Source organism: Klebsiella sp. 141161 (assembly GCF_050600815.1).
GTDB classification, from domain to species: Bacteria; Pseudomonadota; Gammaproteobacteria; order Enterobacterales; family Enterobacteriaceae; genus Klebsiella; species Klebsiella aerogenes.
Map to the genome: position 1 here is coordinate 654,882 of NZ_JAQIRN010000002.1, position 17,520 is coordinate 672,401.

Annotated in this window: 20 protein-coding genes; 10 read left to right on the plus strand and 10 right to left on the minus strand. The window is 57.3% G+C overall.

Annotation, left to right across the window (positions count from 1 at the left end; all coding sequences use genetic code 11):
* Positions 1–41: 41 nt before the first annotated feature.
* On the plus strand, positions 42–815 hold the full coding sequence (locus tag PGR79_RS07700; protein ID WP_087859913.1) for a DeoR/GlpR family DNA-binding transcription regulator: 774 nt from the start codon (positions 42–44) through the stop codon (positions 813–815).
* Between the two features lie 127 nt (positions 816–942).
* Here the strand turns inward: PGR79_RS07700 and rsmI are convergent, their stop codons facing one another.
* Positions 943–1,806 (minus strand): 16S rRNA (cytidine(1402)-2'-O)-methyltransferase, encoded by an 864-nt coding sequence (gene rsmI / locus PGR79_RS07705; RefSeq protein ID WP_047044743.1) that lies wholly within the window; start codon positions 1,804–1,806, stop codon positions 943–945.
* Between the two features lie 63 nt (positions 1,807–1,869).
* Here rsmI and PGR79_RS07710 point away from each other — a divergent pair, with 63 nt between their 5' ends.
* Genes PGR79_RS07710 through dolP form a run of 4 tightly spaced genes read left to right on the plus strand, consistent with a single transcriptional unit; the run spans position 1,870 to position 5,508 of the window.
* Positions 1,870–3,963: a penicillin-binding protein activator gene (locus tag PGR79_RS07710; RefSeq protein ID WP_430921406.1), complete on the plus strand. Its 2,094-nt coding sequence runs from the start codon at positions 1,870–1,872 to the stop codon at positions 3,961–3,963.
* Positions 3,921–4,307 carry a YraN family protein gene (locus PGR79_RS07715; protein ID WP_045394928.1) on the plus strand — a complete coding sequence of 129 codons (387 nt, stop codon included), beginning with the start codon at positions 3,921–3,923 and terminating at the stop codon, positions 4,305–4,307. The genes PGR79_RS07710 and PGR79_RS07715 overlap by 43 nt, the downstream gene beginning before the upstream one ends.
* 25 nt (positions 4,308–4,332) lie before the next feature.
* Positions 4,333–4,923: a DnaA initiator-associating protein DiaA gene (gene diaA / locus PGR79_RS07720; RefSeq protein ID WP_015369544.1), complete on the plus strand. Its 591-nt coding sequence runs from the start codon at positions 4,333–4,335 to the stop codon at positions 4,921–4,923.
* Positions 4,924–4,932: 9 nt separating this feature from the next.
* Positions 4,933–5,508, plus strand: a complete 576-nt coding sequence (dolP, locus tag PGR79_RS07725) for a division/outer membrane stress-associated lipid-binding lipoprotein (RefSeq protein WP_045394929.1) — start codon at positions 4,933–4,935, stop codon at positions 5,506–5,508.
* 129 nt (positions 5,509–5,637) lie between these two features.
* Here dolP and PGR79_RS07730 read toward each other — a convergent pair whose 3' ends face one another.
* Positions 5,638–6,681: a permease gene (locus PGR79_RS07730; protein ID WP_113373131.1), complete on the minus strand. Its 1,044-nt coding sequence runs from the start codon at positions 6,679–6,681 to the stop codon at positions 5,638–5,640.
* Positions 6,682–6,753: 72 nt separating this feature from the next.
* Positions 6,754–7,401: an NAD(P)H-binding protein gene (locus tag PGR79_RS07735; RefSeq protein WP_430921408.1), complete on the minus strand. Its 648-nt coding sequence runs from the start codon at positions 7,399–7,401 to the stop codon at positions 6,754–6,756.
* A gap of 128 nt (positions 7,402–7,529) precedes the next feature.
* Between PGR79_RS07735 and PGR79_RS07740 the strand changes: the two genes are divergently transcribed.
* Positions 7,530–8,048, plus strand: coding sequence for a type 1 glutamine amidotransferase domain-containing protein (locus PGR79_RS07740; RefSeq protein WP_020077844.1), 519 nt, complete (start codon positions 7,530–7,532; stop codon positions 8,046–8,048).
* Here PGR79_RS07740 and PGR79_RS07745 read toward each other — a convergent pair.
* The gene (locus PGR79_RS07745) at positions 8,028–8,471 is read right to left on the minus strand and encodes a YhbP family protein (RefSeq protein WP_430921409.1); all 444 of its coding nucleotides are present in this window, start codon (positions 8,469–8,471) and stop codon (positions 8,028–8,030) included. The genes PGR79_RS07740 and PGR79_RS07745 overlap by 21 nt on opposite strands.
* A gap of 49 nt (positions 8,472–8,520) precedes the next feature.
* Between PGR79_RS07745 and PGR79_RS07750 the strand changes: the two genes are divergently transcribed.
* The gene (locus tag PGR79_RS07750) at positions 8,521–8,811 is read left to right on the plus strand and encodes a GIY-YIG nuclease family protein (protein ID WP_026612209.1); all 291 of its coding nucleotides are present in this window, start codon (positions 8,521–8,523) and stop codon (positions 8,809–8,811) included.
* Here the strand turns inward: PGR79_RS07750 and PGR79_RS07755 are convergent.
* Positions 8,798–9,301, minus strand: coding sequence for a GNAT family N-acetyltransferase (locus tag PGR79_RS07755; protein ID WP_015703593.1), 504 nt, complete (start codon positions 9,299–9,301; stop codon positions 8,798–8,800). The two genes, PGR79_RS07750 and PGR79_RS07755, sit on opposite strands and share 14 nt — an antisense overlap.
* Complete coding sequence (gene ubiT, locus PGR79_RS07760) at positions 9,295–9,819, minus strand: ubiquinone anaerobic biosynthesis accessory factor UbiT (protein ID WP_015369536.1); 525 nt, start codon at positions 9,817–9,819, stop codon at positions 9,295–9,297. The genes PGR79_RS07755 and ubiT overlap by 7 nt, the downstream gene beginning before the upstream one ends.
* A gap of 221 nt (positions 9,820–10,040) precedes the next feature.
* On the opposite strand from ubiT, the gene ubiU reads away from it, so the two are divergent.
* The 3 genes from ubiU (at position 10,041) to PGR79_RS07775 (ending at position 13,016) form a co-directional block, all read left to right on the plus strand.
* Positions 10,041–11,036, plus strand: a complete 996-nt coding sequence (gene ubiU / locus PGR79_RS07765; protein ID WP_045377933.1) for a ubiquinone anaerobic biosynthesis protein UbiU — start codon at positions 10,041–10,043, stop codon at positions 11,034–11,036.
* Between the two features lie 5 nt (positions 11,037–11,041).
* On the plus strand, positions 11,042–11,920 hold the full coding sequence (locus PGR79_RS07770; RefSeq protein ID WP_087859949.1) for a U32 family peptidase: 879 nt from the start codon (positions 11,042–11,044) through the stop codon (positions 11,918–11,920).
* 88 nt (positions 11,921–12,008) lie between these two features.
* On the plus strand, positions 12,009–13,016 hold the full coding sequence (locus PGR79_RS07775; protein WP_113373135.1) for a luciferase-like monooxygenase: 1,008 nt from the start codon (positions 12,009–12,011) through the stop codon (positions 13,014–13,016).
* A 44-nt stretch (positions 13,017–13,060) separates the two neighbouring features.
* Here the strand turns inward: PGR79_RS07775 and mtr are convergent, their stop codons facing one another.
* From mtr to nlpI, 4 genes are all read right to left on the minus strand, one after another.
* Entirely contained in the window at positions 13,061–14,305 is a 1,245-nt protein-coding gene (gene mtr, locus PGR79_RS07780; protein ID WP_015369532.1) for a tryptophan permease, read from the minus strand.
* A gap of 144 nt (positions 14,306–14,449) precedes the next feature.
* Positions 14,450–16,384: a DEAD/DEAH family ATP-dependent RNA helicase gene (locus tag PGR79_RS07785; RefSeq protein ID WP_087859921.1), complete on the minus strand. Its 1,935-nt coding sequence runs from the start codon at positions 16,382–16,384 to the stop codon at positions 14,450–14,452.
* Complete coding sequence (yrbN, locus tag PGR79_RS07790) at positions 16,377–16,457, minus strand: protein YrbN (protein ID WP_086538083.1); 81 nt, start codon at positions 16,455–16,457, stop codon at positions 16,377–16,379. The genes PGR79_RS07785 and yrbN overlap by 8 nt, the downstream gene beginning before the upstream one ends.
* A gap of 103 nt (positions 16,458–16,560) precedes the next feature.
* Complete coding sequence (nlpI, locus tag PGR79_RS07795; protein WP_020077841.1) at positions 16,561–17,445, minus strand: lipoprotein NlpI; 885 nt, start codon at positions 17,443–17,445, stop codon at positions 16,561–16,563.
* Positions 17,446–17,520: the final 75 nt, after the last annotated feature.

Consider the following 17,520-nt stretch of genomic DNA (forward strand, 5'->3'; position numbering starts at 1 on the left):
TTCGATTAAACTAAGTTGAGTTAATTATCAGGCAAATCAAGATGAACTCATTTGAACGAAGGAACAAAATCGTCGATATGGTGAATACGCAGGGCAGCGTATTGGTTTTAGACCTTTCGAATCTCTTTGGCATCTCTGAAGTCACCATTCGCGCCGACCTCCGTATGCTGGAAGAGAAAGGCCTGGTGACCCGTTTTCACGGCGGCGCCGCCCGCCCGGGTAGCGATCTGACCGAGAGTGATAATCTGGAAGTGGTGCTGGAAGATCGTTATCAGCTCGCCAGCGATCCGAAAAAGCGTATCGCTCAGGCCGCCGCGGCAATGATCCATGAAGGCATGACGGTGATCCTCGATAGCGGCAGCACCACGCTGCTGATAGCCGAGGCGCTGGTACGAATGACCAATATCACCGTCATCACCAATAGCCTACCCGCCGCGTTTACGCTGTCGGAAAATAAAGATATTACGCTGGTGGTATGCGGCGGTACGGTTCGGCACAAAACGCATTCAATGCACGGAACCATCGCTGAACGTTCGCTGCAGGGGATTTGCGCCGACCTGATGTTCGTTGGCGCCGATGGTATCGACGCGACCAACGGCATCACCACCTTTAATGAAGGCTATTCGATCAGCAGCGTGATGGCCGCCGCCGCGCATCAAGTGATCGCCGTGCTCGATGCCAGCAAATTCAATCGCCGGGGCTTTAACCAGGTTCTGCCGATGGACAAAATTGACTGCGTGATTACCGACGACGGCATCAGTGACGCCGACCGCGCGGCGTTAAATAGCAAGAAGGTTGAATTGAAGATCGTGTAATTGCGCGCGAATCGGCGGTTTTATTCCGACATTTATTCCGACATTTATTCCGACATGTAGGATGAAATCCAAGGTGCCCTTCAACATCAGAAGGGCACCTTGCTGTCCTCAGCTACACCTGACAGGCTTACTCCCCCTGCTGCTCCAGCGCGTATTTATACAGCGCGTTCTTCTTCACGCCGTGGATTTCCGCGGCCAGCGCGGCGGCTTTCTTCAACGGCAGTTCCGCCTGTAGCAGCGCCAGAGTCCGCAGCGCGGCTGCCGGCAGCGCCTCTTCCTGGGCCTTAAACCCTTCGACGATCAGCACCATCTCGCCTTTGCGGCGATTTTCGTCTTCCTTCACCCACGCCACCAGCTCGCCAATCGGCGCGCCGTGGATAGACTCCCAGGTTTTGGTCAGCTCGCGCGCCAACACCACGTAGCGGGATTCGCCCAGAACCGCGCAGATATCTTCCAGGCTCTCCACCAGGCGGTGCGTTGACTCATAGAAGATAATGGTGCGCGGCTCTTCTTCCAGCGCCTTCAGGGTATCGCGGCGGCCTTTCGATTTCGCCGGCAGGAAACCTTCATAGCAGAAACGATCGGACGGCAAACCGGCGGCGCTCAGAGCGGCAATCGCTGCACAAGGGCCCGGCAGCGGCACCACGCGGATATTGGCTTCACGGCAGGTGCGCACCAGATGGTAGCCGGGATCGTTAATCAGCGGCGTGCCGGCATCGGACACCAGCGCGATGTTTTGTCCCTCTTTTAATTTCGCTAAAAGTGTTTCGGCCTTTTGCTGCTCGTTATGGTCGTGAAGGGCAAATAAACGGGCGTTAATCGCAAAATGCTGCAGTAGCAAACCGGTGTGGCGGGTATCCTCAGCAGCAATTAAATCAACAGCTTGCAACACTTCCAGTGCGCGCTGCGTGATATCAGACAGATTCCCTATCGGAGTGGGCACAATATACAGTTGCCCCTGAGAATTATCCGCTGATTCGTGTTGTTTCATTGTCTCGTCCGTATTGCCGATTTAATATTGAGCATTGAGCCAAAAAAATATCACTGGATACATATGGTACCGTCAACATTTCTTCGTTCTAAGCCCGCGCGCTGTCTGCCCGTATTGCTGGCTACTCTTCTTTTTGCTGGCTGCGGCACCCACACGCAGGATCAAAGCACGGCGTTTATGCAGGGTACGTCGCAGGCCAACTCCAGTTTCTACCTACAGCAGATGCAGCAAAGCACGAATGATAGCAAGACCAACTGGCAATTACTCGCCATTCGTGCACTGCTGCAGGAAGGTAAGAAGCAGCAGGCTATCGACCTGTACAACCAACTGCCGTCGAACCTGAACAGCACGCAGGCCCGCGAACAGTCGCTGCTGGCGGTGGAAGTCAAACTGGCGCAAGGCGATTACCAGGGCGCGAAGGCATTACTGAGCAAACTCGACCCTCTCAGTTTTGAGAAAAATCAGCAGCCGCGCTACTGGCAGGCGCAAATTGACGCCAGCCAGGGGCAGCCCTCTCTGGCGCTGCTGCGCGCGCTGATTGCCCAGCAGCCCCTGCTAAGCCAGGCGAAACAAAAACAACAAAACATCGACGCCACGTGGAAAGCGCTGACGGCGATGACCCCACAGCAGGCCAACGCGCTGGTGATCAATGCCGACGAAAACGTGCTGCAGGGCTGGCTGGATCTGCAGCGGATGTGGTTCGATAACCGCAACGATCCGGCGATGCTGAAAGCGGGCGTCAAAGACTGGCAAATCCGTTATCCGCAGAACCCGGGGGCGCAGATGCTGCCCACCGCGCTGGTGAACATGCAAAACTATAAACCGGCCTCGACCAATAAAATCGCCCTGCTGCTGCCTCTGAACGGCCAGGCGGCGATTTTCGGCCGCACTATCCAGCAGGGTTTTGAAGCGGCGAAGAATGGCGCCCCAGCGGTCCAGGGCAACGCAGTGCCGGCGCAGGTCGCCCAGGCGGCGAATGTTGCCGGCAATAATGATGTGGTGAGCCCTTCGCAGGCGGAAGTCGGCGATCTCACCGCCACCAGCAGCCAGGCCGCACCGGTGCAGGCGCCAGCGGAAACGCAGGCCGCGCCTGCCGCAAAACCAGCAGCCGCTCCGCTACCCGCCCCGGTTGCCGCAACGCCGGCAGCACAACCGGTGAGCGCGCCAGCCGCGCAGCCGCAGCCCTCGGTGGCGGCAACCGCCAATCCTGCCGCTGAGCTGAAAATTTACGACACCACCAGCCAGCCGATGAGCCAGCTTCTGGCGCAGGTACAGCAGGACGGCGCAACCATCGTTGTCGGCCCGCTATTGAAAGAAAACGTCGAAGAGGTGATGAAAAGCAACACCTCGCTGAACGTGCTGGCCCTTAACCAGCCGGGGAAAGTCGAGAACCGCCCGAACCTGTGCTACTTCGCGCTCTCCCCGGAAGATGAAGCCCGCGACGCGGCGCGTCATATTCACGATCAGGGCAAACAAACGCCGTTACTGCTGGTGCCGCGCGGCGCGCTTGGCGACCGCGTGGTCAGCGCTTTCGCCGACGAGTGGCTGAAGCTGGGCGGCGGTACGGTGCTGCAGCAGCGTCTGGGATCGACGGCGGAGCTGAAATCCGGCGTCAACGGCGGCGGGATCTCACTGACCGGCAGCCCGGTATCGACGCTGCCGTCATCTGTAGATAGCTCGCTCGGCAGCCCAAGCGACGTTCCGGTCAGCAGCGGCGGCACCATCGATGCCGCCTATATCGTCGCCACCCCGGAACAAATTGGCTATATCAAGCCGCTGATCGCGATGCGCAACGGCAGCCAGAGCAACGTCACCCTGTACGCCAGCTCCCGTAGCGCGCAAGGCACCTCTGGCCCGGATTTCCGTCTGGAGATGGAAGGTCTGCAATATAGCGAAATCCCGATGCTGGCCGGCAGTAACCCGGCGCTGATGCAGCAGGCGCTCTCCACCGTGCGTAACGACTACTCGCTGGCGCGGCTGTATGCAATGGGCGCCGATGCCTGGTCGCTGGCGAATCATTTCGCGCAAATGCGCCAGAGCCCAGGTTACCAGCTGAACGGCAATACGGGCGATCTGACGGCCACGCCGGACTGCGTGATTAACAGGAAGTTATCATGGCTCAAGTACCAACAGGGACAAATCGTCGCAGCCAACTAAGTAAACAGACCGGCGACGCCTGGGAAAGCCAGGCGCGTCGGTGGTTAGAACGGCATGGACTGCGTTTTATCGCCGCCAACGCCCGCGAGCGCGGCGGCGAGATCGACCTTATTATGCGCGACGGCGCGGTTATCGTGTTCGTCGAAGTGCGCTACCGGCGCAGCGCCAGCTACGGCGATGCCGCCGCCAGCGTCACGCCGCAAAAGCAACAACGCCTTCTCAAGGCCGCTCGTCTGTGGCTCTCCCGACAGAATGGGAGTTTTGATACTGTGGATTGCCGTTTCGATGTGGTAGCCTTCACCGGCAACGACATCCAATGGCTGAAAAACGCCTTTGGCGAATAGCGTATTATCAGATTTAAGGGATCCCGTGCTCGACAGAATTAAAGCCTGCTTTACCGAAAGCATTCAAACCCAAATCGCCGCCGCGGAAGCGCTCCCGGACGCCATCTCGCGCGCGGCAATGACGCTCGTTCAGTCGCTGCTTAACGGCAACAAAATCCTCTGTTGTGGTAATGGCACCTCCGCCGCCAACGCACAGCATTTTGCTGCCAGCATGATCAATCGTTTCGAAACAGAGCGCCCTGGTTTACCCGCCATTGCACTAAATACCGATAATGTGGTCTTAACCGCAATCGCCAACGATCGCCTGCATGATGAAATCTATGCTAAGCAGGTGCGCGCGCTGGGACACGCCGGCGATGTACTGCTGGCGATTTCTACGCGCGGCAATAGCCGGGATATCGTGAAAGCCGTGGAAGCGGCGGTCACCCGCGATATGACTATCGTGGCGCTAACCGGTTACGACGGCGGCGAGCTGGCTGGCCTGTTAGGTCAGCAGGACGTTGAAATCCGCATTCCTTCACACCGCAGCGCGCGGATCCAGGAAATGCACATGCTCACCGTCAATTGTCTGTGCGATTTGATTGATAACACGCTTTTTCCACACCAGGACGAATAAGGAGAACACATGAAGGCTCTCTCGCCCCTCGCCATCCTGCTTTCTGCGCTACTGCTACAGGGCTGCGTCGCCGCAGCGGTAGTCGGTACGGCAGCCGTCGGCACCAAAGCGGCAACGGACCCGCGTACGGTGGGTACGCAGGTTGATGACAGCACCCTGGAGCTGCGCGTTAACAGCGCCTTAGGGAAAGATGAACAGATTAAGAAAGAAGCGCGTATTAACGTCACCGCTTATCAGGGCAAAGTCCTGCTGACCGGCCAGTCGCCGACCGCCGATCTCTCCTCTCGCGCCAAACAAATTGCGATGGGGGTTGAAGGGACTACCGAAGTCTTCAATGAAGTACGTCAAGGCCAGCCGATTGGCTTAGGCACCGCGTCGTCGGATACCTGGATCACCACCAAAGTTCGTTCCCAGCTGCTGGGTAGCGATCAGGTGAAGTCTTCCAATGTGAAAGTGACGACCGAAAACAGCGAAGTGTTCCTGATGGGCCTGGTCACCGACCGTGAAGGCCGCGCAGCGGCGGATATCGCCAGCCGGGTTAGTGGCGTGAGCCGCGTCACCACCGCCTTTACCTATCTTAAATAAACGTTATCTAACCCGGCTGGCGCTTCGCTAAGCCGGGCTACCCAATAGCACTACGCTGTAGGCCGGGTAAGGCGTAGCCGCCACCCGGCACAAAATCCGGCGCCGGGGCTACAGCCCCGCCCCGGAAAATTACACTAGCGCCAGCGCGCCAACGATCGCCCCGCACAACGCCACCAGCCCGCCGGTTAGCCACAGCGCTTTAGCCGGGAACGCCTTACGCAACATAATCAGCGACGGCACGCTCACCGCCGGCAAGGTAATCAGCAGCGCCAGCGCCGGCGCGGTGCCCATTCCGGCCAGCATCATCGTCTGCACAATCGGGATTTCCGCCGCCGTCGGGATAACGAACAGGCAACCGGCTATCGCCATTGCGATCACCCAGAACAGCGTGTTATCGACCGCGCCCTCAGCGTGCGGGAACAGCCAGACCCGCGCCGCGCCCAGTACCAGCACCGCGAGGATATAAACCGGGATCGTACTCCAGAACAGCGACCACAGCGCGCGTAGCCAACGGCTGATAAAACTGCCCTCATCGCGCTGCAGTTGGCTAATGTCTTCTGTCGCCACCGGCTGCGTCGCCGCCTCTTTTACCCATTTTTGCACGAGCGTCGCCACCACTAGCACCGTCGCCAGCCCGGCCACTAGTCTGATCAGAGCAAACTGCCAACCTAGCACGAAGCCCATGAAGACCAGCGTTGCCGGGTTCAGCAGCGGGTTGCCCATCCAGAACGCCAGCGCTCCGCCCATCGACACCTGCTGTTTACGCATACCGGCGGCGACCGGCGCGGCGCAGCAGGTACACATCATCCCCGGTAGCGAAAAAATCGCTCCCAGCAGCGTGCCCTGAAAACGAGATTGCCCAAGCGTGCGCAGCAGCCAGTCGCGTGGGATCAACACCTGAATAAGCGACCCGAGCAGCACGCCGAGCACCGCCGCTTTCCAGACCGCGAGGAAGTAAACCATCGCGTAATCCCATGCCGCCTGTAGCGGGTTTACATCAGACTGCGCGAGAATAGATTTACCGATACTGTGGGTTTCCGCGGCCGTAAAGGCTTTACCGTAATACGGCTGCCATTTGACGTACCACAGACCAACGATAACGACGAGAAAGAACAGCGCGGGTTTCCACCATTGAAATGGTGATGCCGCCTGAGATGAAGACTGACCAGCCATAGCATTCCCCAGGGAGAAGTGATAACAAATAAGGAGGTGAATACTACGCCTGCCATCCAAATTTGAAAATGGTTAATCCGCCTGCCGGGCAGCGCGCTCCCGTAGCTGAGACGAGGTCAGGATCTGGACGCCTTCATGGCTCGGCGCCAGCGCCTCCGCGAGCAGGGCAGCCGCTACATCGCGAGCCTGAATAGCTTTCCAGTCTCCAGGCAGAAAACGAAATAGCGGTGCAAAGAGCGTTTCATTGGCGCGTTTGTGCTCCCGATCCCCCAGCAACATTGAAGGACGGGCAATGGTCAGCCGCGGCCACTCCTGCGCCATCAGCGCCTCTTCCATTTCCCCTTTCACGCGGTTATAGAAGAAGGGCGAATGCGCATTGGTGCCCATCGCGCTGACCACCAGCATATGTTGCGCCCCAAGGCGCTTCCCGACCAGTGCCGTATCCACCACCAGCGTATAGTCAGCATGCACAAACGCTTCTTTACTCCCCGCTTCCCGTCGCGTGGTGCCCAGGCAGCAGAAAACGATATCGACAGGTTCAACCACCTGCGCCAGTGCATCGGTCAACTGCGGATCGTAAGGATTAAAGACCCCTTCCGCGGGCGGGAGTGGGCGGCGAGTCGGCGCAGTAATCGCGCTAATGCCCGGCTCACTCTGCAGCAAACGAAGTAAGTGCCCACCAACCAAACCAGTCGCGCCGGTTAATAATACCTGACTCATCGAATCTCCTTTGCAGAATTGTCTGCCTTGCACTTTGCCCCACATGTTCCAGGCTTAATAGCTTACGAGGTAAGTATCCACCATCATCATGGAAATGCCTCATTCACTGCCAAAAGATCGGAGGAAGAATGAGTAAAAAGATTGCCGTACTAATCACCGACGACTTCGAAGATTCTGAATTCACCTCACCTGCCGAGGCCTTTAAACTTGCCGGGCATCAGGTCGTGACGATTGAGAAACAGGCAGGAAAAACGGTAAAAGGGAAACAAGGCGAGGCTGAAGTGGCGATCGACAAAGCAATAGATGACGTGACGCCGGCACAGTTTGACGCGTTGTTGCTGCCAGGCGGCTATTCACCGGACCAGTTGCGGGGGGATGAGCGCTTCGTCACTTTTACTCGCGACTTCGTGAATAGCGGTAAGCCGGTCTTTGCCATCTGCCATGGCCCGCAGCTGCTTATCAGCGCAGGCGTCATTCGCGGGCGTAAACTCACGGCGGTTAAACCCATCGTGGTCGACGTGAAAAATGCCGGCGGTGAGTTTTACGATCAGGAAGTGGTGCTTGATAACGATCAGTTAGTCACCAGCCGAACGCCAGATGACCTGCCGGCGTTCAATCGCGAGGCGCTACGCCTGCTCGGGGCTTGAGTCGCGCAGCCAATATAGCTTTTTGCCAAAACCCAGCGTGTTGTCGGTAAATTTAAGCTCGTCGGGACGAATTTCCCACACCGGCGCCGACAACATGCGGGCAACCGGGAAGCGCTTGACGTAGCGCTTGCGCATCTCAGCCTCTTCGTCACCGTGAAGGCGGCGGATCTCACCCTTAAACTGCACGCCGCGGATCAAGGCAACGGTCTTTGGCTGGCCGTTGACCGTCCCGGCGACTCTCGCGCCTTCGCCGGTCATCTGGCCGTGACGGGTTTTTTCGTCGCTTAGTAGATAAAAAGCGACGTTATCCGGGTCGTAAACATAAAACGCATTGGCGCACCAGAGCTCGTCATCACGTGCCACGCACCAGGTGATGACGTGCTGTTTGCCCAGCCAGCGGCTAATCGCGGCAAGCGTATCCATCTTTATTCTCCATTATGTTATGGTGCACACACCCTAACAGACTGACATTATTACCGTGTGCTGGTTTCTCTATCTTATTCGAACCGCTGATAACCGCCTGTATACCGGCATCACCACCGATGTCCCACGCCGCTTTCTTCAGCATCAGGAAGGCAAAGGGGCGAAAGCGCTGCGCGGCAAAGGAGAACTGGCGCTGGCGTTTAGTCAGAAAGTTGGTGACCACTCACTTGCGCTGCGGCTGGAGTATCGCATCAAGCAGCTAACGAAGCGCCAGAAAGAGCGCCTCGTTGCCGGGGATGGTTCGTTCGAGACCCTACTGGAGGGGCTCAGAAGCGATTGAAATGATCGCTGTACTCAACCAGACCGTGTACGCCCTGCAGCGCGTCATCCGCCAGACGATGCACCTGGAAGGCTTCCGCGGTGTCCGGCCAACGGCAGCGTAAATCGAACGCAGCCGCGGGTTCAAAGCCCAAACGGCCATACAGCGCCGGCTCGCCCAGCGTGACCACCGCGGCGTACCCAAATTCATTTAATGAATCCAGCCCTTCGTAGACCAGCTGTCGGCCAATACCCTGGCCGCGATAGCTTTCATCTACCGCCAATGGCGCCAGCCCTACCCACTGCAGCTCTTCGCCTTCGACGGTGACCGGGCTAAAGGCGACATAGCCAACCACCTGGCCTTCATCGTCAGTGGCGACTAAGCCCAGCGTGATCAGACCATCTTCACGCAGATCGTGCACCAGCTTCGCTTCCGCGTCGCTGCCGAACGTACGGCGCAGCAGCGCGTCGATACCCGGCGCATCAATCCCAATTTCCACTCGAATCAGCATGCCTCACCTACCGATGTCTGTTCAGGTTTCTGCGGGCTCTTCAGGCCTGCTTCGACAAAATCCGCCATCTGCAGCAGCATGACGCGCAGTGCTTTCGGCATCTGCTCCAGCTCGATGGCATCCATCAGGTTCTTCACGTATAGACCCAGCTCAGTATCACCTTCAATCACCAGACGACGCTGGAAGAATAGCGTATCCGGATCCTGTTTACGCGCGGCAATCATCAGCAGATCGCTGGCATCGGCGCTAAAGCTGACATCGGCGTCAGCCTGCTGGCTGACCACCAGGCGACCGTCGACTACCGAGGTATACCACAGCAGGCCAATATCGCGCACATTAATACTTAACCAGCGACCTTCGAGAAACTCCAGTTCTCCATCCGCCAGCGCCTGGCGAAATTGCCAGCTCAATACTTGTTCCAGCACCTGGCGCTTGAGGGCAAAAGGCGCCAGCTTAACCGGCACGCTCATTAAAGACGGGCCAAAACGGACCAGCCGGGAACGCAGTTCATCCAACACAAGCTTCACTCCATGCATGCAATAGTTTCGCTATTGTGCCATATCAAATAAACGACATAGCGGCGTAAATCAACAAAATCGCGATGATGGCCGCCAGCTATTGAGCCCACCAATACGCTTTTAACTGCCTCAAATCAAAAATTGTCACCAGAAGGTTAACTAAAATCCCAGCTCGTTAACCATTTTGCGTCCCTGACCGGCCGCGTTTTTCAGGAAAAATTATGGAGCTGCTCTGCCCCGCCGGTAACCTCCCGGCTCTTAAGGCGGCCATCGAAAACGGCGCCGATGCCGTGTATATCGGGCTGAAAGATGATACCAATGCCCGCCACTTTGCCGGCCTTAATTTCACCGAAAAGAAATTGCAGGAAGCCGTCAGCTTTGTGCACCAGCATCGCCGTAAGCTACATATCGCGATTAACACCTTCGCCCATCCCGACGGTTATGCCCGTTGGCAGCGAGCGGTGGATATGGCCGCGCAATTGGGCGCCGACGCGCTCATCCTCGCCGATATCGCGATGCTGGAGTACGCCGCGGAACGCTACCCGCACATCGAACGTCACGTTTCAGTGCAGGCGTCCGCCACTAACGAAGAGGCGGTGCGTTTTTATCACCGCAACTTTGACGTTGCCCGCGTCGTACTGCCGCGGGTGTTATCCATTCACCAGGTGAAACAGTTAGCCCGCGCCACGCCGGTGCCACTGGAAGTCTTCGCCTTCGGTAGCTTATGCATCATGGCGGAAGGCCGCTGCTATCTCTCGTCGTATCTCACCGGCGAATCGCCAAATACCGTCGGCGCCTGTTCGCCCGCGCGCTTCGTCCGCTGGCAGCAAACGCCGCAGGGGCTGGAGTCACGCCTTAACGAAGTGCTGATCGATCGCTATCAGGATGGCGAAAATGCCGGTTATCCGACGCTGTGCAAAGGCCGCTACCTGGTCGACGGCGAGCGCTACCACGCGCTGGAAGAACCCACCAGCCTCAATACCCTGGAGCTGTTGCCAGAACTGATGGCCGCCAATATCGCCTCGGTAAAAATCGAAGGCCGTCAGCGCAGCCCGGCATACGTCACCCAGGTAGCGAAGGTCTGGCGTCAGGCGATCGATCGCTGTAAAGCCGATCCGCAGAACTTCGTACCGCAATCCGCATGGATGGAAACCCTTGGTTCGATGTCCGAAGGAACGCAAACCACCCTTGGCGCCTATCACCGTAAATGGCAGTGAGAAACATGAAATATTCATTAGGGCCGGTGCTGTACTACTGGCCAAAAGAGACGCTGGAAGATTTTTACCAGCAGGCGGCAAACAGTAGCGCTGACACCATTTATCTGGGCGAAGCGGTGTGCAGCAAACGCCGCGCCACTAAAGTCGGCGATTGGCTTGAGATGGCGAAAACGCTGGCCGGTAGCGGCAAGCAGGTGGTGCTTTCCACCCTCGCGCTGGTGCAGGCCTCCTCCGAACTGGGCGAGCTGAAGCGCTATGTCGAGAACGGCGAATTCCTGATTGAAGCCAGCGACCTCGGCGTGGTCAATCTCTGTGCCGAACGCAAGTTGCCCTTCGTCGCGGGTCATGCGCTGAACTGCTACAACGCCGTCACCCTGCGCCTGCTGCTGAAACAGGGCATGGTGCGCTGGTGTATGCCGGTTGAACTCTCCCGCGACTGGCTGGCTAATTTACTGACCCAGTGTGAAGAGCTGGGTATTCGCAACCAGTTTGAAGTCGAAGTGCTGAGCTACGGCCATCTGCCGCTGGCCTATTCCGCGCGCTGCTTTACCGCTCGCTCGGAAGACCGGCCAAAAGACGAATGCGAAACCTGCTGCATCAAGTACCCAACCGGGCGCAGCATGCTGTCGCAGGAGAACCAGCAGGTGTTTGTGCTTAACGGCATTCAGACGATGAGCGGCTACGTCTATAACCTTGGCAACGAGTTAACCTCGATGCACGGTCTGGTGGATATGGTGCGCCTGTCGCCGATGGGCAGCGAGACCTTCGCCATGCTCGACGCCTTCCGCGCCAATGAAAATGGCGCTGCGCCGCTGGATCTCACCGCTAACAGCGATTGCAACGGCTACTGGAAACGGCTGGCCGGGCTGGAGCTGCAGGCGTAAGGTGAAGTGTAAAAGCTCACTTTGTTAACAACGGTTATTAATTTTTAATGCACTATTAAAAGATTCACCGTCGACAAAGTGAGCTGTTATGACTGATAAAAACATTCCGTTCTCGGTGCTCGATCTGGCGCCGATCCCGCAGGGTTCTTCTGCTAAAGAAGCCTTTTCCCATTCTCTCGCTCTCGCCCAACTGGCGGAATCCCGCGGCTACCACCGTTATTGGCTGGCTGAGCACCATAATATGGTGGGCATTGCCAGCGCGGCGACCTCGGTGTTGATTGGCTATCTTGCCGCCAATACCACCACCCTGCATCTGGGATCCGGTGGCGTGATGTTGCCAAACCACTCGCCGCTGGTGATCGCCGAACAGTTCGGCACCCTGAATACGCTGTATCCCGGACGTATCGATCTCGGCCTTGGCCGCGCGCCGGGCAGCGATCAGCCGACCATGCGCGCGCTGCGTCGCCACATGAGCGGCGATGTCGATAATTTCCCGCGCGATGTGGCGGAGTTGGTGGACTGGTTTGACGCTCGCGAGGCTAATCCGCAGGTGCGCCCGGTTCCCGGCTATGGCGAACGAATTCCGGTGTGGCTGCTGGGCTCAAGCCTGTACAGCGCGCAGCTGGCGGCGCAGCTTGGTCTGCCGTTTGCCTTCGCCTCTCACTTCGCGCCGGACATGCTATTCCAGGCTCTGCATCTGTACCGCAGCAACTTCAAACCTTCGGCGCGGCTCGAAAAACCGTACGCGATGGTATGCATCAATATTATCGCCGCCGATAGTAATCGCGACGCGGAGTTCCTCTTTACCTCGATGCAGCAGGCGTTCGTTAAGCTGCGCCGCGGTGAAACCGGGCAGTTGCCGCCGCCGGTGGAAAATATGCATCAGCTGTGGTCAGCGTCTGAGCAGTATGGTGTACAGCAGGCATTAAGCATGTCGCTGGTTGGCGATAAGACCAAAGTTCGCCATGGGTTAGCGTCGATTCTTCGCGAAACGGAAGCGGACGAAATCATGGTCAACGGCCAGATCTTCGACCACCAGGCGCGCCTGCACTCCTTTGATTTAGCGATGCAGGTGAAAGAGGAATTGCTAGGTTAGTAACGCGGTAAGCCCGGTGCGCGTCACGCCACCGGGCAATACGGTTATTGATAAACCGGCAGCAGATTAAAGCTCGACAGGAAATGCACCACCGCGTTGCCGAGCCCGAACAGCAGGATCAGCGCAATCATCGGTTTTCCGCCCCAAACGCGGAACTGTGGGCTGCCGAAGCGTTTACGCGAAGCGCGAGCCAGCAGCGCCGGCACAATCGCCGCCCATACCGTCGCCGCCAGGCCGGCATAGCCGATGGCATAAAGGAACCCATCTGGTTTCACCAGCCCGCCAATCATCGGCGGGATAAAGGTCAACAGCGCGGTTTTAAAGCGTCCCATCGCGCTATCGTCAAAGCCAAACAGATCCGCGAGATAATCGAACAGCCCCAGCGTCACGCCGAGGAAGGAACTGGCGACGGCAAAGTTGGAGAACACCACCAGCAGCAGATCCAGACCGCGGCTATTCAGCACGCCGCTCAGCGCCTGCACCAGCACATCAATGTTGCCGCCCTTCTGGGCGATACCGATAAACTGCGGACGAGGGATATTACCCATCGTCACCAGCAGCCAGACGACATACAGACCCAGCGCCAGCAGCGTACCGTAAATCAGACAGCGGGTAATGGTGCGTGGATCCTTACCATAATATTTCATCAGGCTCGGCACGTTACCGTGATAGCCAAACGAGGCCAGGCAGAACGGCAGCGTCATCAGCAGGTATGGCGCATAGGAGGCATTCTTCTCCACGACGTTAAACAGCGTCGTCGGCTCGACGTGCCCCAGCAGGCTGCCGAAGGTCAGGAAGAAGGTAATCACCTTAGCGCCCAGTACGATAGCCGTCATGCGGCTCACCGCTTTCGTGCTCATCCAGACGATAAAGGCCACCAGCAGCGCAAAGCCGAAGCCCGCAGCGCGCGCCGGTACGTTCAGCGACATCTCACTGAAGGTGTGGTGCAGGATCGAACCGCTCGCCGAAATATAGGCGTAGGTCAGGATATACAGCACAAAGGCGATCGACACGCCGTTCACCAGGTTCCAGCCTTTGCCGAGCAGGTCTTTGGTAATGGTGTCGAAGCTGGAGCCAATCCGGTAGTTAAGGTTGGCTTCCAGAATCATCAAACCGGAGTGCAGCATGCAGAACCAGGTAAAAACCAGCGCCGCCAACGACCAGAAGAACCACGCGCCGGACATGACCACCGGCAGCGAGAACATGCCTGCGCCAATAATCGTGCCGCCGATAATCACCACGCCGCCGAATAAAGACGGTCGGGTGGCCGTAGTCGTTAGTGTCGCCATTTGCCGAAATCTCCAGTGGAAAATACTTCGCTCACGTTGAGCATGACGCACTGTACCAGTACACGAGTACAAAAGAAATAAAAAAAGCCCCAATCATGACGATCGGGGCTGTATTATTTACTTTACGCTAGCGGATTGCGCTTATTACGCATCGCCACCGAAACGACGACGACCAGCGGAGTCATCACGGCGCGGCGCAGAAGCATCGTCACGACGCGGCGCGCGGCCGCCTTCACGACGTTCGCCGCTGAAACGACGACCTTCACCACGTCCGCCTTCGCGACGTTCGCCACCGAAGCTACGGCCACCTTCACGACGCTCGCCGCCGAAGCCACGACCGCCTTCACGACGCTCGCCGCCGCCACGACGTTCGGTGCGCGGCTGCGCATCGCCCAGCAGCTGCATGTTCATCGGCTTGTTCAGGATGCGGGTACGAGTAAAGTGCTGCAGCACTTCGCCCGGCATACCTTTCGGCAGTTCGATGGTGGAGTGAGAACCGAACAGCTTGATGTTACCGATGTAGCGGCTGCTGATGTCGCCTTCGTTAGCGATCGCGCCAACGATATGACGAACTTCAACGCCGTCATCACGGCCCACTTCAATGCGGTACAGTTCCATTTCACCCACGTCACGACGCTCACGCTTCGGACGATCTTCACGATCGCCACGCGGACCGCGGTCATTACGGTCGCCACGGCGTTCGAAACGGTCATCACGATCGCGGAACTCACGCTTAGGACGCATCGGCGCATCCGGCGGAACGATCAGAGAACGTTCGCCCTGGGCCATTTTCAGCAGCGCAGCGGCCAGCGTTTCTACGTCCAGCTCTTCGCCTTCCGCAGTCGGCTGGATTTTAGCCAGCAGCGCACGATACTGGTCCAGATCACTGCTTTCCAGCTGCTGCTGAACTTTAGCGGCGAATTTCTCCAGACGACGTTTGCCCAGCAGTTCCGCGTTCGGCAGTTCTACTTCAGGGATCGTCAGCTTCATCGTACGTTCGATGTTACGCAGCAGGCGACGTTCACGGTTCTCAACGAACAGCAGCGCGCGACCCGCACGACCCGCACGACCGGTACGGCCGATACGGTGAACGTAAGATTCGGAATCCATCGGGATGTCATAGTTAACAACCAGGCTGATACGCTCAACGTCAAGGCCGCGGGCCGCAACGTCGGTGGCGATCAGGATGTCCAGACGACCGTCTTTCAGGCGCTCCAGAGTCTGCTCACGCAGCGCCTGGTTCATATCGCCGTTCAGCGCGGCGCTGTTATAGCCGCTACGCTCCAGCGCTTCTGCCACTTCCAGAGTCGCGTTTTTGGTACGCACGAAGATAATCGCCGCATCAAAGTCTTCCGCTTCCAGGAAACGCACCAGCGCTTCGTTTTTACGCATGCCGTAAGCAGTCCAGTAGCTCTGGCTAATGTCCGGGCGCGTGGTGACGCTGGACTGAATGCGCACTTCCTGCGGCTCTTTCATAAAGCGGCGGGTAATGCGACGAATCGCTTCCGGCATAGTGGCGGAGAACAGAGCGGTCTGATGACCTTCCGGGATCTGCGCCATGATAGTTTCTACGTCTTCGATAAAGCCCATGCGCAGCATTTCATCTGCTTCGTCCAGTACCAGACCGCTCAGTTTAGAGAGATCCAGCGTACCGCGCTTCAGGTGGTCCAGCAGACGACCCGGGGTACCGACGACGATCTGCGGCCCCTGACGCAGGGCGCGCAGCTGCACGTCATAACGCTGGCCGCCATACAGGGCAACCACGTTTACGCCGCGCATATGTTTAGAGAATTCCGTCATTGCTTCAGCAACCTGTACCGCCAGTTCGCGGGTCGGCGCCAGCACCAGAATCTGTGGTGCTCTAAGCTCAGGATCGATGTTGTTCAGCAGCGGTAAAGAGAACGCTGCGGTCTTACCGCTACCGGTCTGGGCCATACCCAGAACGTCGCGGCCGTCCAGCAGATGCGGAATGCACTCAGCCTGGATCGGAGATGGTTTTTCGTAACCCAGATCGTTAAGCGCTTCAAGGATAGGAGCCTTCAGGCCCAGATCTGCAAAAGTGGTTTCGAATTCAGCCATGTAGTACGTGTGCCTCAAAATTAATGGCGGCCAGTCTACATAACTCATCGTGAAAATTTAGAGTAATTTTCATTGAAAAGTGTGAACCGGCTCAAAGTAGGTGTATTAACGAACAACAACGCCCTCACCCGCGAAGGTGATGGCAATCAAAAAATGGGCTGATGTGTGTTCGTCAGCTATTGCTGGTCCGATTCTGCCAGGTCATCTTGCTCCTGGCCCAAGAGCGATAATTCCAACAATGCGTATCGGTGCTCAACGTAGTTATGAACGTTGTTAGCGACCGCCAGTTTGAACAGTGCCGTAGCGCTGTCCTTGTCCCCCAGACTTAGGTAGTACTTACCTAAATAGAAGTTGGTTTCACTGAGATGCTCAGCGAGCGAGGTGTTATCCGTTGCGTCTGCCTTCAGACGGGTCATCAGCTCTTTTTCGCTAATGTCGCCAAGGTAGAACTCGACAATGTTCCATCCCCATTGCTCTTTATCCGACTTGTTGAAGCGCTGTTTCAGTGCTTCAAGCGCCTGCTTCTCATCAAGCTTACGCTCGGCGAGGTATAACCACAGACTGCGGAAAGGATCATTGGGATCGTCTTGATAAAACGCCAGCAGATCATCTTGCGCTAACTTAGCACGGCCACCGTAATACAGAGCGATGCCGCGGTTTAAGTGCGCGTAGTTGTAAGTTGGATCAAGCTCAAGTACAGAATCAAACGCTTCATAGGCAGCATCAAAATTGCCTGCCTGCGTTAAATAAATGCCTAAGTAATTGAATACTTCAGGCATATCGGGTCGGATTGCCAGCGCTTGTGAAAAATCATTTCGCGCTAATGCCCTCAGACCGAGACTATCATACAACACTCCGCGCTCATATAAAAGCTGTGCGCGTTCGTCATCGGTTAAAGCCCGACTGGCAAGAATTTGTTCCATGCGCGCCAGAATCACTTCTTGCTGCAAAGTCGGTTGCAATGGTACCGCGAGGACGGCGTCCTTACGCCAGGCAGAGTTGCTGCATCCTGCCAGCGTGAGAGCTGTCGCCACGAAACACCAGCGCAGAAAAGGCTTCATTTCCCACTCCCGAAGACAACGATTGGATGAACGTCCAGTTCCCCGGCTGCAAAAAGGCATCCTGCCCGGAATAGA

Coding starts and splice junctions, on each gene's coding strand:
- PGR79_RS07785 (WP_087859921.1), bottom strand. CDS start 16,384: ATGGCTGAATTCGAAACCACTTTTGCAGATCTGGGCCTGAAGGCTCCT.
- PGR79_RS07710 (WP_430921406.1), top strand. CDS start 1,870: ATGGTACCGTCAACATTTCTTCGTTCTAAGCCCGCGCGCTGTCTGCCC.
- PGR79_RS07775 (WP_113373135.1), top strand. CDS start 12,009: ATGACTGATAAAAACATTCCGTTCTCGGTGCTCGATCTGGCGCCGATC.
- PGR79_RS07735 (WP_430921408.1), bottom strand. CDS start 7,401: ATGAGTCAGGTATTATTAACCGGCGCGACTGGTTTGGTTGGTGGGCAC.
- rsmI (WP_047044743.1), bottom strand. CDS start 1,806: ATGAAACAACACGAATCAGCGGATAATTCTCAGGGGCAACTGTATATT.
- PGR79_RS07740 (WP_020077844.1), top strand. CDS start 7,530: ATGAGTAAAAAGATTGCCGTACTAATCACCGACGACTTCGAAGATTCT.
- nlpI (WP_020077841.1), bottom strand. CDS start 17,445: ATGAAGCCTTTTCTGCGCTGGTGTTTCGTGGCGACAGCTCTCACGCTG.
- ubiU (WP_045377933.1), top strand. CDS start 10,041: ATGGAGCTGCTCTGCCCCGCCGGTAACCTCCCGGCTCTTAAGGCGGCC.
- yrbN (WP_086538083.1), bottom strand. CDS start 16,457: ATGAAAATTACTCTAAATTTTCACGATGAGTTATGTAGACTGGCCGCC.
- PGR79_RS07730 (WP_113373131.1), bottom strand. CDS start 6,681: ATGGCTGGTCAGTCTTCATCTCAGGCGGCATCACCATTTCAATGGTGG.
- PGR79_RS07770 (WP_087859949.1), top strand. CDS start 11,042: ATGAAATATTCATTAGGGCCGGTGCTGTACTACTGGCCAAAAGAGACG.
- PGR79_RS07700 (WP_087859913.1), top strand. CDS start 42: ATGAACTCATTTGAACGAAGGAACAAAATCGTCGATATGGTGAATACG.
- PGR79_RS07715 (WP_045394928.1), top strand. CDS start 3,921: ATGGCTCAAGTACCAACAGGGACAAATCGTCGCAGCCAACTAAGTAAA.
- PGR79_RS07745 (WP_430921409.1), bottom strand. CDS start 8,471: ATGGATACGCTTGCCGCGATTAGCCGCTGGCTGGGCAAACAGCACGTC.
- mtr (WP_015369532.1), bottom strand. CDS start 14,305: ATGGCGACACTAACGACTACGGCCACCCGACCGTCTTTATTCGGCGGC.
- PGR79_RS07755 (WP_015703593.1), bottom strand. CDS start 9,301: ATGCTGATTCGAGTGGAAATTGGGATTGATGCGCCGGGTATCGACGCG.
- dolP (WP_045394929.1), top strand. CDS start 4,933: ATGAAGGCTCTCTCGCCCCTCGCCATCCTGCTTTCTGCGCTACTGCTA.